This is a genomic window from Dyella japonica, from assembly GCF_040545895.1.
Taxonomy (GTDB): Bacteria; Pseudomonadota; Gammaproteobacteria; order Xanthomonadales; family Rhodanobacteraceae; genus Dyella; species Dyella japonica_D.
On the sequence record NZ_JBEPMU010000010.1, the window covers coordinates 1 to 14,544 of the forward strand.

Annotated in this window: 8 protein-coding genes and 1 pseudogene; 6 read left to right on the forward strand and 3 right to left on the reverse strand. The window is 56.8% G+C overall.

Features of this window, described 5'->3' with window-relative positions; genetic code table 11:
• Positions 1-1,188 precede the first annotated feature (1,188 nt).
• The 6 genes and pseudogenes from ABIC75_RS22500 to ABIC75_RS22525 form a co-directional block, all read left to right on the forward strand.
• Positions 1,189-1,617: a YidB family protein gene (locus tag ABIC75_RS22500; protein WP_354016135.1), complete on the forward strand. Its 429-nt coding sequence runs from the start codon at positions 1,189-1,191 to the stop codon at positions 1,615-1,617.
• Between the two features lie 181 nt (positions 1,618-1,798).
• On the forward strand, positions 1,799-2,014 hold the full coding sequence (locus ABIC75_RS22505; protein ID WP_354016136.1) for a hypothetical protein: 216 nt from the start codon (positions 1,799-1,801) through the stop codon (positions 2,012-2,014).
• A 1,040-nt stretch (positions 2,015-3,054) separates the two neighbouring features.
• Positions 3,055-3,837, forward strand: coding sequence for an EAL domain-containing protein (locus ABIC75_RS22510; protein WP_354016137.1), 783 nt, complete (start codon positions 3,055-3,057; stop codon positions 3,835-3,837).
• 970 nt (positions 3,838-4,807) lie between these two features.
• Positions 4,808-5,943, forward strand: a protein-coding gene (locus tag ABIC75_RS22515; RefSeq protein WP_354016138.1) for an IS3 family transposase whose coding sequence is annotated in 2 segments (ribosomal slippage) — positions 4,808-5,051 and positions 5,051-5,943 — 1,137 coding nt in all. Because the reading frame shifts where the segments join, the coding sequence is not laid out codon by codon here.
• A gap of 1,350 nt (positions 5,944-7,293) precedes the next feature.
• The gene (locus tag ABIC75_RS22520) at positions 7,294-8,358 is read left to right on the forward strand and encodes a hypothetical protein (protein WP_354016139.1); all 1,065 of its coding nucleotides are present in this window, start codon (positions 7,294-7,296) and stop codon (positions 8,356-8,358) included.
• Positions 8,359-8,964: 606 nt separating this feature from the next.
• Positions 8,965-9,208: pseudogene (locus tag ABIC75_RS22525) on the forward strand (IS3 family transposase); the annotation flags it as partial.
• 44 nt (positions 9,209-9,252) lie between these two features.
• Here ABIC75_RS22525 and ABIC75_RS22530 read toward each other — a convergent pair.
• From ABIC75_RS22530 to ABIC75_RS22540, 3 genes are all read right to left on the reverse strand, one after another.
• Positions 9,253-9,534, reverse strand: coding sequence for a hypothetical protein (locus ABIC75_RS22530; protein ID WP_354016140.1), 282 nt, complete (start codon positions 9,532-9,534; stop codon positions 9,253-9,255).
• Positions 9,535-10,055: 521 nt separating this feature from the next.
• On the reverse strand, positions 10,056-10,526 hold the full coding sequence (locus ABIC75_RS22535; protein WP_354016141.1) for a type IV pilin protein: 471 nt from the start codon (positions 10,524-10,526) through the stop codon (positions 10,056-10,058).
• A 292-nt stretch (positions 10,527-10,818) separates the two neighbouring features.
• Positions 10,819-14,532, reverse strand: coding sequence for a pilus assembly protein (locus ABIC75_RS22540; RefSeq protein WP_354016142.1), 3,714 nt, complete (start codon positions 14,530-14,532; stop codon positions 10,819-10,821).
• Positions 14,533-14,544 lie beyond the last annotated feature (12 nt).

The following is a 14,544-nucleotide window of genomic DNA, read 5'->3' on the forward strand; positions in this document are numbered from 1 at the left end:
TCTACGGGGAGGCCGGTTACCTGTGGAATATCGGCGGCGATGCCAGGGTGAAGTCCTCGATGGAGGCCTCGCTCGGCATCAAAGTGCGGTGGTAGTTCAGACGCTGCGCGTCGTCGAAATCGGGCAGTCCGTACAGGCGTCTTGCTCCGCCGGAGAGAGTGCTGTAGGTCAACAGAAACTAGAGGCTACAACCTCTATCTCGTCGAAGAAATTCTGATGATAGGTGTGCCGGTGTTAATGGACGACGGCGATTATCTCTCAGTGTCCGGTTTAAAGGGCTTTACCGCGGGAGCATGGGTGCTCGGGCTTGCGAAGCAAGAGGGGTGACTGCGCACGACGTTGTAAGAAGGCCGTGGGTTTGGCCGCGATATCGAGTGAATCAAAATGCGCACAACTATTCTAGTCGTCGCGTCCCTCAAGACGACGTAGCGCCTCGACCGTGCGTGCCGCCGCGTCACGGATTACCTCGGCCACATACCCAGCGTTCTTCGGCGTCAGATCGAATTGCAGCACCAGGCCCTGCCAGACAGGTCAGAGTTTCCAGGTGCATCGCGGCGTTCTCAACCTATCAGCACTTCTTCGGTGGTCACTGATTACCAGGGCCGATAGGCCGGTAAGTTCCGCGACGGACTGCTCAACGGCGATACCGTCTACGCCCCGCGCAAAGCCCGATGGTAGCTCTTTTGCGGTCTAGTTGAGCGGTCATTTGATCACACGCACATCGTACTTCGCGATGCACTACCGCCTCGAAGCCGCACGTCCACGGTTGGATATGAATACAGCCGACGCCGTGTGCGGCTGGGAACTGTTACCGCGATTGCGGCCCTATCCCAAATAGGTTCGGACGCGCTGGCCTCGGTTAGTTATGCGTGGTTCTGACCCGCCCGCATCTTCGCCTCACAACAGAGGGTACTGGTACTGGCAACGTACGAACCTTGGGCGATAGCGTTCTAACCAGGGCTCATCCCCAGTTCACGCGTAGGCACTTCGCTCGCCATCGATGAGGACGCCTCCACGCAAGTGGATTGTTGACATGAAGCGGGGATGCATGTGGCCCCAATAGCAGAACGCCAGGACTATCCGTTTGCGCGGGCAGTGCCCGTTACGCTTCTCTGTCGCATCAGATTCACCGTGTACAGGCATTGAGCCACCGCCACCGTTTCATCGCATCCTTGAGGAGATGTAGCTATGTCACTTCCTAATGATCCGCTCAATGCTAGTCAGAGCAGTCAAGCCATCGGTGCCTCGTTGATATCGGTAGCTGGTGGACTGATTGAAAGGGCGGGTGGATTGCAGGGCCTCGTGGCCATGTTGCAACAGCAGGGCCTGGGCAAAGCAGTGCAGTCGTGGGTCAGCATCGGCGCTAACAAGGCGGTGTCCAGTAGGCAACTGGGTCAGGCGTTGCAGAAGGGCGGTCTGGGTTCGGTCATCCAGGAGGCCGCAGGCAAAGTGGGCGTCGACCCGAACCAGTTGCTAGGCCAGCTTTCACAGGTGTTACCCCATGTCGTCGATCACTTGACACCGAAGGGTGAGGTGCCTGCTCAAGGACAGAGTGGTCTGGATTTGAGTTCGCTCGGAGCGTTGGCCGACAAGCTACTAGGCAGCAAGCCTGCTTGAGCACAAGGAGCGATCTGGAACGTGGAGGCCAAATATCGCCGGTGCCGCGCGATATCACGTGATCGCTATGGCAAGTTCGATCCAAAGCGCCTACCGAAAGGCGAGGTGCATCCGCCCCTGTCGGCATGTCGGTAACCGCCCGTATCAGGAGGCCGATGGCCTGTTCATCGGAAAACTGTCTATGGAATTGAACTTTACCCTCATAGATGACCAGAACGAACCTATTGAGGTGTTCTGTCAAATTTTCGAGCGTGGCGCATCGCGGTATTGGCGTGCGTGGCTCTACGGCTCAGTATCCCTGCGCGAAACCCTTGAAGGACGTGCTGCCGATGAACGAGCCATCCCCGGTCAGGTACAAGCAGAAATCTTGCTGAGGGGCATCCGTGCGTCAGATTGATTGCCGGCCATGCTCTGTTTGATTAGGGATACAGCCAGTTCTTGGCATTGCTCCGGAAGCCTTCGATGCCGTTGTTGTGATCGTGTCCGACGGGCGGTCCCTTCTCTTTGCGAATCATCACGTGTCCGTCGTGTAGCTTCAACGTTGCGCAGGCTTGCTATTCGTCGGTGTAGTACAGCGCGCCTTCGCGGGTCTGAGCGTCGATCTGTTGCATGACCGACACCCTGTCATGAGCCGGGATTGGCATCGCCTAGACCTCGCCGTTGCGCTTGATGATCCCGAACGCGATCGCCTTGCCCACCGCGCCCAGCGGCGTTTGCCTTTTCGAGCGCCGCCGGAGGTTGTTTCGTCAAATTCCAGGGCGCCATCGAACGGCTCACGCAGGTGCTCGACATGAACACAGCAGGCTCGCAGCAGACAATAGAGCCGCTCCCGTGCCGCGCCACTGTCCGGGCTGCGGAAACGCTGCCGATAAGAGAGGGCGCCCAGCATAAACAGTTTCAGCAGTTGTTGCCTGACCGAGTGATGTGGCCACACCAAATCCCATGCACACGTCCAGCTGATGAAATTGTGTCGCCTCTATGTTGGCGTATCTGCTCTTCCAGGCGTAGTTAGGTCGGTTCGCTGATGTCATGCTTGCGACAGGTCTCCATCATCTTTTCGTCTGCATCGAACTCTTTGAAGATTCGGACGATTTGTCCTTCGATAAACTTCGGCTTCTTCATATAGAGCTTCTTTGGGCGGAGGCTCTACTTCCAGCTGGATCGAATCAGCGAGGATGCCTCAAGGATTCATATGCATCCAAATGTTCCAAGTCGTTTTGAATCCTGAGCTCATCATTATCGATCCCGCCGGGCGATGAGTCGGGTTGGAAAAAAGGACCGATTTAGGCCAAATTCTATGGCTATCATCGCTCACATAGAGATACTTGCGCAGGCAATAACAAGGTTCGAGAGAGCGCAGCGGAAATCTGTGTCTTGGATCACGTCGCCTGAGATATCGGCGGCAAGCTTACAACACAGTGTCCGTTGAGGTTTTTAATGAACGCTTATTCGTCCGATATGTCTGCATGCCTCACTAGCATCTTGGGGGAGGGGCGCTTAGTTGCCTACTTTCAACCCAAGTTCACATTGTGTGGGCGATTGATAGGCGTAGAAGCACTTGCTCGGTGGCGCATTCACGACGGCAGGATTGTGCCTCCTGGGGATTTTCTACCAGCCGTCGCAGAGCTGGGACTAATGCGGCATCTAACTGTGGAGATGATGTCACAGGCGACTGATGCCGTCGCATCATGGCAAAGAAATCAAGGAAAACAGCTCACGGTTTCTATCAACTTGACGCCGGGATGTATTGTTGACCCGTCTGTTCTGGATCAGTTGAGGCGCATGTCCGCCAATCATGGTATATCGCCTCAGCAGGTTGTGATTGAGGTTTTAGAGGATGCGCTCGATCAGCCAGCCGAGGAATTTCTTCTCGCGCTTGATAACTTTCGCAGGCGTGGGTTTCGTATATCCATCGATGACTTTGGAACGGGTTCGGCGGGACTCCGTCGGCTGATAGATTTCGATGCTCATGAAATTAAGATACCAGGATACTTCACGCAAGGTGTAAAAGCCGATCAGAGGAAGGCGGACTTGATTCTCTGCATTATTTCCCTAGCGGAGCAATTGAACATGGATACCGTACTGGAGGGAATTCAGGACCAAGAGGACCTCGCTTGGCTCAAACGAATTAGGTCGTCACGCGTACTAGTGCAGGGATTTGCTCTTGGCCATCCAATGTCAGTCGAGCATTTTTTGCGCGTTGAGCCGCTGGCCGCCTGAGTTTGTGAGGAGGCTTAGGTATTTGGAACAGCTTCAGTGCCTGGGCTACCCGGCGCGAAGTAAAGCGTCTGAGCATCGAAGGCTGCAAGCCAGCGACGTAATTCTTTCGCATCATCTCCTGTCCATTGTCTGAGCGCAGCTACGCTGGTACGGGGCTGGCGTGTTGGGGGGGGGGATGCTCGCATCGCCTAAGAGTTTGACGAGTTCGGCTTCGCCAGGAAGATTTTTGGCGTGTATGCCCAGCTGTGAGCGGCACTTGGCAAGGACTTCCATCAGTCCTCCGATGTCGCCGACCATATACAAGTCGTTGGCCGGCAGTCCATCGTGTGCGTATTGCGCGATATGCTCGATGCGGTTCGCGCCTGCCATCCATGAAAGCGGCCATCGTGTGGACAACACCTCAGCAGAGTCATCTTATGTCTCGCCCTACCGAATACCATGTAATCAAGACAATGACGGGCTGGGCGATATACAGAAACGATACCTTAGTCGATCGAAGCGGATCGATCAGTAGCGCCACAGCCAACGCGTACGCGCTCGCAAAATGTGCGGAAAACATCGAAGGGCACGCTGTGGCCGCAGTGATCGCATCATTCGAAGCGTTGCCACCCAGTCTGTCATGCCCCTCGCTTGGCTTGGTTTACAGGCTATCCTTCGGGGGGCGATCAACACCCCGCCAGTACGCCGTCCGCGACTAGCCTGCAGAAGTTCCCCGACATGTTGCAGCGGAAGTGATTACAGCGCGGGCGAAAGGAGGTGGGTATGACGCTGATGCCCGAAGTGAGCTTCTACGGGGAGATCGGTTACCTGTGGAACATCGGTAGCGATGCCAGAGTGAAGTCCTTCTGCAGGCATCTAGACTTATCTACAGTTGGAGAACCTTCTCCGGCTTCCTTCCATGGGTCAGTTTTGGACTGCCCCGGAGATGACGGCACTTCCAGCCTATGATTTGAGCATAGGAGGAAGGCCCATGAGCAGTCAGCGGTTTACCCCGGAATTCAAAGAAGAAGCGGTCCGACAAGTGGTCGGCCGCGGCCACTCGGTCGCCGAAGTGGCCGCCCGTCTTGGTGTTTCGACCCACAGCCTGTATCAATGGGTCAAAGCGGTAAAACCCGACAAGTCCGAACAGCAGGCCACTGAACTGACAGAGGCGAAGAGCGAAATTCTTCGCCTGCGCGCCCAGCTGCGTCGCGTGGAAGAGGAGCGCGACATTTTAAAAAAGGCCGCACGGTACTTCGCCAAAGAACCCGAGTGAAGTACCGCTTCATCAACGACCACCGCCATGTGTTTCGCGTGGCTCCGATGTGTCGAATGCTGGAGGTGACACGCGGTGGCTTCTATCAGTGGCTGGACAAGCCGGAGTCCGATCGCGCCATTGAGGATCGGCGCTTGCTTGGACTGATTCGCGATTCGTACGATGCCAGTGGTGGTGTCTACGGTGCGCGGCGCGTGCTTGGCGATTTGCGCGAGGCTGGCGAGGTATGTGGCAAGCATCGCGTGGAGAAGATCATGCATGCCCAGAAGATCAAGGCAATTCGCGGCTACAAGGCGCCTCGTCGTATCGTCGGACGTCCGTCACTCATCGCTCCCAATCGCCTGCAGCGGCAGTTCACCGTCGATCAGCCCGACCAGGCCTGGGTCACCGACATCACCTATCTACGCACCTGGCAGGGTTGGCTTTATCTGGCGGTCGTCATCGATCTGCATTCGCGCAAGGTCATCGGTTGGTCGATGAAGCCGACGCTGGCCCGCGAAGGGGGGCTGGACGCGTTGCTGATGGCGATCTGGCGGCGCAAACCCACGAAAGCGGTGATCGTACACTCCGACCAAGGCTCACAGTACGGTAGTGATGACTGGCAACGTTTCTGCCGTGCCCACGGTCTGCAACCGAGCATGAGCCGGCGCGGCAACTGCTGGGATAATGCCGTGGCCGAATCGTTCTTCAGCAGCCTGAAAAAGGAGCGCATCCGCAAGCGCGTGTACAAAACCCGCGATTTGGCCCGTGCGGACGTCTTCGACTACATCGAGGTCTTCTACAATCGAACCCGCCGCCACAGCCACCTCGGCGGCATCAGTCCCGAGGCCTTTGAGAAGGCCTCACTGTGAGGCTGGTGGGTGCCGTCAATCCCGGGGCAGTCCATTTTTGGTCAGAAGCAGCAGTATCGTGGTCACACGTTTCTTTCGCGAGAGCCTCAATCAATACGCGAATAGGACTAGTGCATGACTTCCTGTCGCCCTGCTGCTGGGAAGCAGCCAGAACCACCTATAGGGCAGATCACTACGTAGGTCATGCGCTGATTGCAACCTGAGACGCCAATGGTGTATTCGGCGCGCTCCGTGCCGTTAAAACGAAACGATTGTGCGATTGGCTCAATCGTTTCTCGCGATAGCATTTGCCCTGTAGCCGCTGGGCAATTCAATTCGAACTGGCCACGGCGCGTTGCCAAGGCGACGGCTTCCGGTTGCATCTGGTCGATAAACGGGGTAGACGCACAACCCGCCGTAACCATCGTGGCTATCAGCGGAAGCATTCGTGATCGCATGGATGACATAGTGGCAGTCCTCAAGTTTGTAGGAGGGTTCGTTGAAGCAGTACCGTCGCCGGCCTGGTCTTCTACCTTGGCTTTCAAAGCTAGGCTATGCGCCTGGCGACTGCGTTTGGTCATCCTTGAGTTCCTTTTCGCTATGACCAACTCAGGCCAAGTAGCTCACCTTAACCACCTATCCGAATTTCCGAGGCCACTTCTCATAGCACGTTAGCCGACGGCGGCCGGAAATTGCCACAGCATTTCTACCGGGAATCGAGTCCGTATAATTGCGTAGGCTATTGCGCTTTGTCAGTGGAACTACTGCCTAGGAAGGCTGATGGAGGGTACCCCATGACGTAGCCAGACCTAGTCGCCGACCAATGTCTTGGGATTTGCTAAAGCAGCCTCGATCTACGGTGCGTGATGCATAACTGTTGTCCCTCCCAATGCATGCTGCGAGTGGCCATAATTGCCGTTTGGACGGCTAGATAGGCGCAACGGAAATGCCACCACACACCGCCGCCGTTGCAGGCTACTAGCTAGCAACGGTGCCCTCCGAACACCTGTTCACCATGTGCCCGGCTCATACAAAGAGGGCACTCTAAGAAATGTCTGATATCTATAGGCGCGGTTCGATGCTGGAATGAAACACTCTTTCAGCCCAAGCCTTCCTACGAATGCGCTGCCTTCTATAGGGATGGATCTTGGGCTTCGTAAGGCTCCGGTTGTCGACTGGTTTGTATGTTCATCATGCTGAGTGACCGCTGGTTGGAGCGGAACACTCTGAGCACCGCTCCGACTCACAGATCGAATTGCGCAGATATTCGCGAGGCACGCTGAGTTGCCCTACGTTATGAACACCGCGTCTCGTACCCGACATTTCTACCGTTGTCTGGCCGTGGCGGCATTAGCAGTGGGCACGCCTCTAATGGCTGCTCTGATTCTCCAAAAGGGGGCGGCCGGTACCGATGGTGAGCATGTCTTGGCTCCACTGAGGCACGCGTCGCGTGTGATGCTGGATTCGCCAACGGGTGTTGCTTTAGACGATGCGGGGAACGTCTATATCGTGGATATGGCGAATCTCCGTGTCCGTAGGGTTGACGCGATCAGTGGTGCCATCAGGACGGTTGCAGGTACGGGGGGCGACTGGTTTAGCGTAGACAACATCCAGGGGTCATCCGCCAGCCTCCAGTGGCCATATGGCGTGGCCACTGACTTACTTGGGCATCTCTATATCGCAGAAAACGAAGGTAATCGAGTGCGTCAGATCGATCTCTCGACTGGCAAAATTCGCACTGTAGCCGGCCGTGGTTTGGGGCCGGGCTCTTTTTCCGGTGACGGTGACGACGCCAGAAAGGCCGATTTGAATGCTCCTGAGTCGCTCACGGCTGACGCGCACGGAAATGTGTATATCGCCGACACGTTCAACAAACGCATTCGGAAATTAGATGCCATCGCGGAAACCCTGAATACCGTTGCCACGTTCAATGATCCGCCATCCGGTGTGACTGTGGATGAGGCGAATCAATTGTGGGTGACCGCCGGCAACAGCGTTACGAAGATTGAGCTGACCACAGGCCGCGCCGGTATTGTTGCTGGCACTGGTGAACAGGGTTATAGCGGTGACGGTGGAGATGCCCGCAAGGCGAAGTTGCATGAGCCTCGAGGCGTTGTGGTGGATCATGCTGGCAATCTGTATATCACGGACACCTTTAATAACCGCATCCGCAAGGTCGATGGAACCACCGGGATCATTTCCACCATCGCCGGGGGTGGGTGGCTCGACTGCGAGAACTCATGCCCTGCTACGAAAGCCCGGCTTGATGCACCGACGGGAAATCCTGCGATCGACAAGCAAGGCGACGTTTATTTTTCTGACACGGGTCATCATCGCGTCCGAGTGATTTCTGCACGTACAGGGATGCTCATGACGGTGGTAGGCAACGGTCAGCAGGGCTTCGGCGGTGATGAGTACGCCAGCAGAAGCCCATGACTAGCACTGGTAGGCGAGATCGTTTCAGCCTGCTAGCCTGTTGAAACAAAGATGCCCTTAAGCTGATCCCTCTCCCTTCCTTGGACAACCTAGGGCTTCTTTTGCTCAATCTGGCGGCGCCGCCGGCTTATTGATGTCGACGCTCAGTTCAAGCCGTGAATCGTTCTGCATTGAGATCAATACCCACCGCCTTCACAGGTCTTCTAAAATCGAAGGAGCGCTAATCTGGGTGATATTTACTGAAAATGGGTGGTGTCCGATAGCTTTCTCCAGGCACATGCGCAATTCTGGCATTGCAGCGATTTGATCCTGAGTTATTCCAGTTGAATTGCCTGTGTTACATGTAGTTGCTAGACCCGGCTGCCCACCTATCGCACAACACCTAGGCAGTGGTGCGATAGGTGTGGCAGCTTTTTTTTAAGGTATCGGCAAGTGGGGGCGGTGCGGGACGAGCTGAACGGGAGGATCAATCATCGACAACTGCCTGCTTCCGGGTCCTCTTTTTCCTTCCACAAGAGCCGAACGGATGCCTGGCAGTATCGCTGTCTCAAACACTTTGCTTTCAATGGCCATCGCATTGTGCTCTTGGTTACCAGCTGACTATACGATGACTGGCAACGCTTCTGTCGCGCACATGACTTGCAGCCGAGCATGAGTCGACACGGCAACTGCTGGAATAGTGCGATGGCCGAATCGTTCTTCAGCAGCCTGAAGAAGGAGCGCATCCAAAACCCGTGATTTGGCCCGCGCTGATGTCTTTGACTACATCGAGATCTTCTATAATTGAGCCCGCCGCCACAGTCATCTCGGCGGCATCAGTCCCGAGGTCTTTGAGAAGGCCTCAAAGTGAGGCTGGTCGGTGTCATAAATTTCGGGGCAGCCCAATAAACACTATCAGGTGTCTACGGAACCGGGGAGCATACCAGGGCCATGTGGCTCCATTAGGCTCTGCAAATATGCGACCGCTTCATCCTCGGGAAAGAAACCCAGTACGTCGGCCACGTCAATTCCATACTCGCGTCGCAATTGGTCAAACTCGTGTTTAGCGCGCAACTGTGGATCTTGCTGCTCGGCCAAGCGAAGCTCCGCCGCTCGCTCAAGGTTGGTCAGCTCCTCCTTCAAGCGACGATCCAGTTCGTCGATGGCAGACCTTGATAGTTTGCTGGAATAGTTCATAAGCATATTCTCGCACAATTCGCTGCCCCACCATTACGTTCGGTGCTGATGGCGGAGTGCTATGGCAAGCAACTGGTGGCGTAGCTGATGCTGGCGAATCACCTAACGAGATGCCAAATCAAATTGTCCCTAGACGGTCTCACAAAAGGGGCGTGAGGTAGCATATCGGAGGCCTTGGCTTGCTCTCCAAGGAACTGGCTTCCCCGGGACGCTACCTGAGGCCACTGATTGACCGTTGCTTCCATACTGCTGCAGCCATCTGAGAACACAGCCCTATTTTTGCCAGGGGGATCCGCAGCAGTTCCGTTCATGAGCTTCAGGCGTGGACCGTAGACATCGAGACACCGACGATTGAGTCAAACTTTAGGCCACAGCATAAAGGCGAGCCAATTTGCAACCAGTGGAATGAGATCAGCACGCAAAGCCGAAACGAGCCTTCAAATGATCAAACAGTTTCCTCTGGCGCCATGGTAATCAGATTTTTCTGCAGAGGTTCCATTCAGCCGAAGTGGAATCTGACCTTATTGCGACCAGCAGTTGGCCGTCTGGTCGGTACCGTCTTCGTCAAAGGCTTGGTGGGTCGCGCTGGACACGATGAACTCGGCACATTGGGTATCGTTTGCCTGTGGCGAGTTCGGTGCATAGGTGGCGGTGAGCGTGTAGTCGTGCTGAGGTGTACCTGGCGTACCGCTGAAAGTGATGGCGACGTTGTAGTACTTGTTGGGCGATAAATTGTCTGACATGGAAAGTGTCCCGCAGCCGTTGCCCGTTGCAGTTACTTGGCTATAGTCAAAAGTCTGCGCATAGCAGCGTTCAAGGATGCCTTGAGTCATTGAGAGTGCCGCTGTGGCATCAGTCCGGCGGCTGCGCTGGATGTAGCGTGTATAGCTGCTCATCGCCCACGTGCAAAGAATGGCGAGGATAGCAATCGTAATCATCAGTTCGATCAGGCTAAAGCCGGCAGCTGTCTTGGGCGTGGAATTCATTGGCATGACGTTTTGCTATCGTTGAAGGAGGTCGGGTTGCTGTGCGTATAGGGCGATCAACGAACGTTCTTTGGGGAAAGAAACAGTGTCAGCGCTTGTTTGACATGCAGGCGGCGATGCCGTCGTTTAAGCAAAGCCAAAAATGGAAGTGTGTAAGTGCGCCCCGGCGACGCGGCTACGGGCGCTCATCATGCACCTGCTGAATCACGACTGATACTGAGCGTGAGATCGTGGCCGCAGTCAAGCTGAGATGAAGCATAGAAGCAGAAAATAACGCGCCATTTCATATGTCTCATCTTCATTGAACTTGCCACCAACCGACACGCGCTGGCTGGAAGCCCAGCGTAGAGACCGTCTTCAGACCTTTAGCCGTGCTGATAACGTTGACGTCAGTGCCCGAGGCCGACTGCATGCTTGCAGGTTGCGAGCTGTAGCCGTCGGAGGCCAGAACGCCGGCAAGCACGGTGGGTGCACCGTTGACCGTGGCACTTCCGATTCCGGTGCCTCCATTTGGCAAGCCGATCGATGCCGTAGGCATCGGTCCACCCGTGCGGAAATTCACATTCATGAAGTACGAATAGGGTTGTGCGCAGGCGCTGGCTGGTGGGGTATTGGTGTTGAGCTTGACGCCGCCCCCATCTATCGACAGCGGGGTGAACGACCGGGTGCCGTTGCCTATCGGCGACAGGTCGAAATACCAGCCTTCTTTTGGTGTCACTGTGAGTGTGGTCGGTGGCGGCGCGGGATTGCTGACCGTGAGCGGGGCATAGGTTAGGTTGACCGGATTATTGGTCAACGTGAGCGCGTTGACGTTGGTGCCGGAGAAATTGGCAGTCACCACACTCACAGTTTGCTGCGCCAGATTGGCGCGGGTATAGGGTAGTGTTGGTGCGGTGCCGGCCGGATAGCTGCTCAGGCTGCTCGTATTGTCCCATACGCCGTAGATGGTCTGAACATCGGTATTAGTCAAGTCAGCCTGCGTCAGCAGCGCGCCGGTGCCCACGAAGGCCATGATTCCGAGCTGCTGCGGGAAGTTAGGATTGGGTGTTAGGGCCGGTGCGGTGGTGATCGGCTGCGCGTTGTTGGCGCTGTCGCGAGCCTGGAACAGCAAGGTGACCGTCCAGTTGGCGGGATTGCTGTTGCTCATGTTGATGGTCCACAGGTTGCCCTGCAAATCGCCAGCGTAAGCCATGTCCTGGGGGACTCCCGCAACGCCGCTGGAATTGGCCGCGGCAATGCTCGAAAGCCCATTGGGCTGTGAACTGTTGCAGGCGCCGGACACGGCTGCGCACAAATCGATCTTGGCCAATACGGCGCCCGTCGTTGCATTTACCGCGTAGAAAAACGGAGTGCTTCTGGCGCTGTTGTAGCCATTACCGAACAGCACGGCGAAGCCTTTGACCAGGCTGGAGTTGCTGGCGTCTGTCACGGCTACGGCATTGGAGCGAACCACAACGGGCGTGCTGTAACTCAGTCCCATGTCCGTGTCGGTAAGCTCCCATAGCACCGAACTGGCCACGGCATTGTCGGTCGTGAAGCTATTGGGATTGGTGACATCGAGAGCGTAGATGCTGCGGCCACCGGCATTTTCACCACCTACCAACAAGGTATGCCATTTGCCATCTGAGGAAAGCAGCACATCCGCAACTTGCGGGGAGCCATCCACGAAGAACAGATGATGCGAGAGGTAATAGGGGTCGGCTAGTTCGTAGAGATTGGAAAAGACGCCACCGGTGCCGCCGTAGGGAATATATCCCATCACTTCTTGGCCGCTGGATGCGTCGACACCATGCAACATGCCGTCGTTCGCGCCGAAGTACAACATGCTGCGGCGGCCCTTCACAGTGCTGCTGCTCGCGAACGTTGCGTAGGAAGCATCAGGGTAGGGGCCGCCGGCGGGGCCTACGAAAACGGGGGCACTGTCCACGATATCGCCTAGCAGGTGCGTACGGTTGCGCAGTGGGCCACCATTTGACTGTTCCCGCGAGTGATCGCCGCGAATGTAGTTGAGTATATCCGTGGCGTTGTTGCCGTTTTTCGCCAATGCCGTCTGCAGGTTCGCCGAGAGATTGCTCAGGCTGAAACCGACCGCCGTCGGCACGACTGGACTGGAAGACGATGACTGGTAGTAGGGGTCCCAGGTCGCGATATGACGGCCCGCCATGCCCATGCTGTCCAGTTGCTGCCGCGCGCTCCAGCGGGCGGTGCTACTGATGGTGGCAGAGGTGTCGATGGCATATGCCTTCAGGTCGCCGGTCCAGGCATTGTCGGCTATGCTGCCGGGCACGAAGGTGGCCTGATAGACCTGCGAACTGGTATTGAGGCTGGTGGAGTTTGCGGCGGCCGCGCTGGACGACGAGCTTTGGCTGGCGATATTGGCCAGGATGTTCTGCAGGTCGGCCACTAGCGTCCCTGGATCAGTTGCGGGGAAATAGCGAGTGCCGCCGGTGATTTGGGCCGCGGCTGCGTCAGTACCGCCCGCTATCGACATGGCGGTCAGTGTGGCCGCGGCCTGAGGGTTCTTGGTGGGGTCGACGCCCGCGCCAAGGCCGACGACGTACGTTGCGACGCCAGCAGCGTTCAGGGCTTTGATACTGACGATGGTATCGATCAGCGCCTGGTCGTTGGTGGCGCCGGTATTGAGCGAGCCATCCGCGTTGAACGTGGCCGTCATGCCATAGCCGGCTGCGGCGTCACTGCCTACCGGCGGCCAAAATTTACCTGCCAGGTCCTCGGTTGGCAGACCATCGGTAATCAACACGACGTATTGCTTGGGGGGCGTACAGTTCTGGCCAATGGCGGGGAGGCTGCTGGCAAGTGTCGTTCCGGCGCTGGTAAGCAAACCAGCCAGTGCGGATTGCCCCGCCAGTGCTTTGATCTCGCTGGAGTTGGGGTTATTTGTCTCGGGGGCCAGCGCGGCGCTGAAAGAGCCGATCGCGGCGGCAACGCTGGCTGCAGTCGGTGTCTGTCCTGCGGTGACAATGGCGCTTCCGCCCGAGGTGACGATCCTGCCGGCACCGCCGGTTACAGCATCGAGCGCGCCATAGCCGAAACCTCGCTGGACATACATGACCTGATCGGAGAAGGGGACATAACCGGCATTGGTCGGGGTTGTCGAGCGGATCCCGTTGGTCGGCAAGGCGCTTGCGTATGTCGAAAGGACAGAGCCGCTGTTGTACTGGGCCAGGGAGTAGTACGTATAAGGATTGGTGGGCGTGCGGGTTCCATAGGTGACGGACACGCTTGGGAAAACGTTTGGCGCGTATAGCACGTCATTGATATTGGGATCATCGCTCGAAGCCGAGATGATCATGTAATGACTGTTGGACAGCGTGGTCGCATCGAACAGCGTGCCGGCGATGCTTCCGCAATTGGCCTGGACTGTTGTCGAGGCCGACGTGTAATTGAAGCACGGGTTGGCGACGTATCGCACGTTGGCGGGCACGGTATTGGTAAAGGTGAAGCCGCCTGTCGCCGACATGTGGTACACCCATGTTGTATACAGCGATGTGCCGGTCGTCGCGTATGCCATCAGACCGAAGTCAGTACTGGGTATGTATTGATTGATGACTGCCTGGATGCTCGCCTTTGCCACGTTCAGACGGCTGGGACTGTTGTCGTAAAGCGTGCCGCCGCTGCTGACGGTGTAAGGGGCGCTGCCAGCCGATCCAGCGTTGAGCGGAGGAGTAAATCCCGCGGGAATGGTGAAGTTGATCAACGAGCTGGAGTTCGTCAGCGTCGCGACGTCGCTCCCCAGCGAGCCCGAGCCCGTCATGATCGCGCCCGACAGGTTGCCATCCATTGATTCGGAGTTACCGATGGCGATCAATACCTGCGGATGCGTGGGTTGCACGACGGTCAGCGGCACCTGTGAAATCGCAAGGGATGGCGGTGCGGGGGCCGCGCCTGCAGTTTCCACCGGCAGGCTCATGCCGCCGATCAGCAGCGTAGCCAAGACGCTGCTTGAAGCGAGATGCCACGAGCGAACAGCTTGGCGAGATGGCTTGCGCATGCTTGAGTAGTC

What these genes read in the sequence shown, in the direction of transcription:
- ABIC75_RS22505 (WP_354016136.1), top strand. Translation starts at nt 1,799, where the DNA reads ATGGAATTGAACTTTACCCTCATAGATGACCAGAACGAACCTATTGAG.
- ABIC75_RS22520 (WP_354016139.1), top strand. Translation starts at nt 7,294, where the DNA reads ATGGCTGCTCTGATTCTCCAAAAGGGGGCGGCCGGTACCGATGGTGAG.
- ABIC75_RS22530 (WP_354016140.1), bottom strand. Translation starts at nt 9,534, where the DNA reads ATGAACTATTCCAGCAAACTATCAAGGTCTGCCATCGACGAACTGGAT.
- ABIC75_RS22510 (WP_354016137.1), top strand. Translation starts at nt 3,055, where the DNA reads ATGAACGCTTATTCGTCCGATATGTCTGCATGCCTCACTAGCATCTTG.
- ABIC75_RS22535 (WP_354016141.1), bottom strand. Translation starts at nt 10,526, where the DNA reads ATGCCAATGAATTCCACGCCCAAGACAGCTGCCGGCTTTAGCCTGATC.
- ABIC75_RS22500 (WP_354016135.1), top strand. Translation starts at nt 1,189, where the DNA reads ATGTCACTTCCTAATGATCCGCTCAATGCTAGTCAGAGCAGTCAAGCC.
- ABIC75_RS22540 (WP_354016142.1), bottom strand. Translation starts at nt 14,532, where the DNA reads ATGCGCAAGCCATCTCGCCAAGCTGTTCGCTCGTGGCATCTCGCTTCA.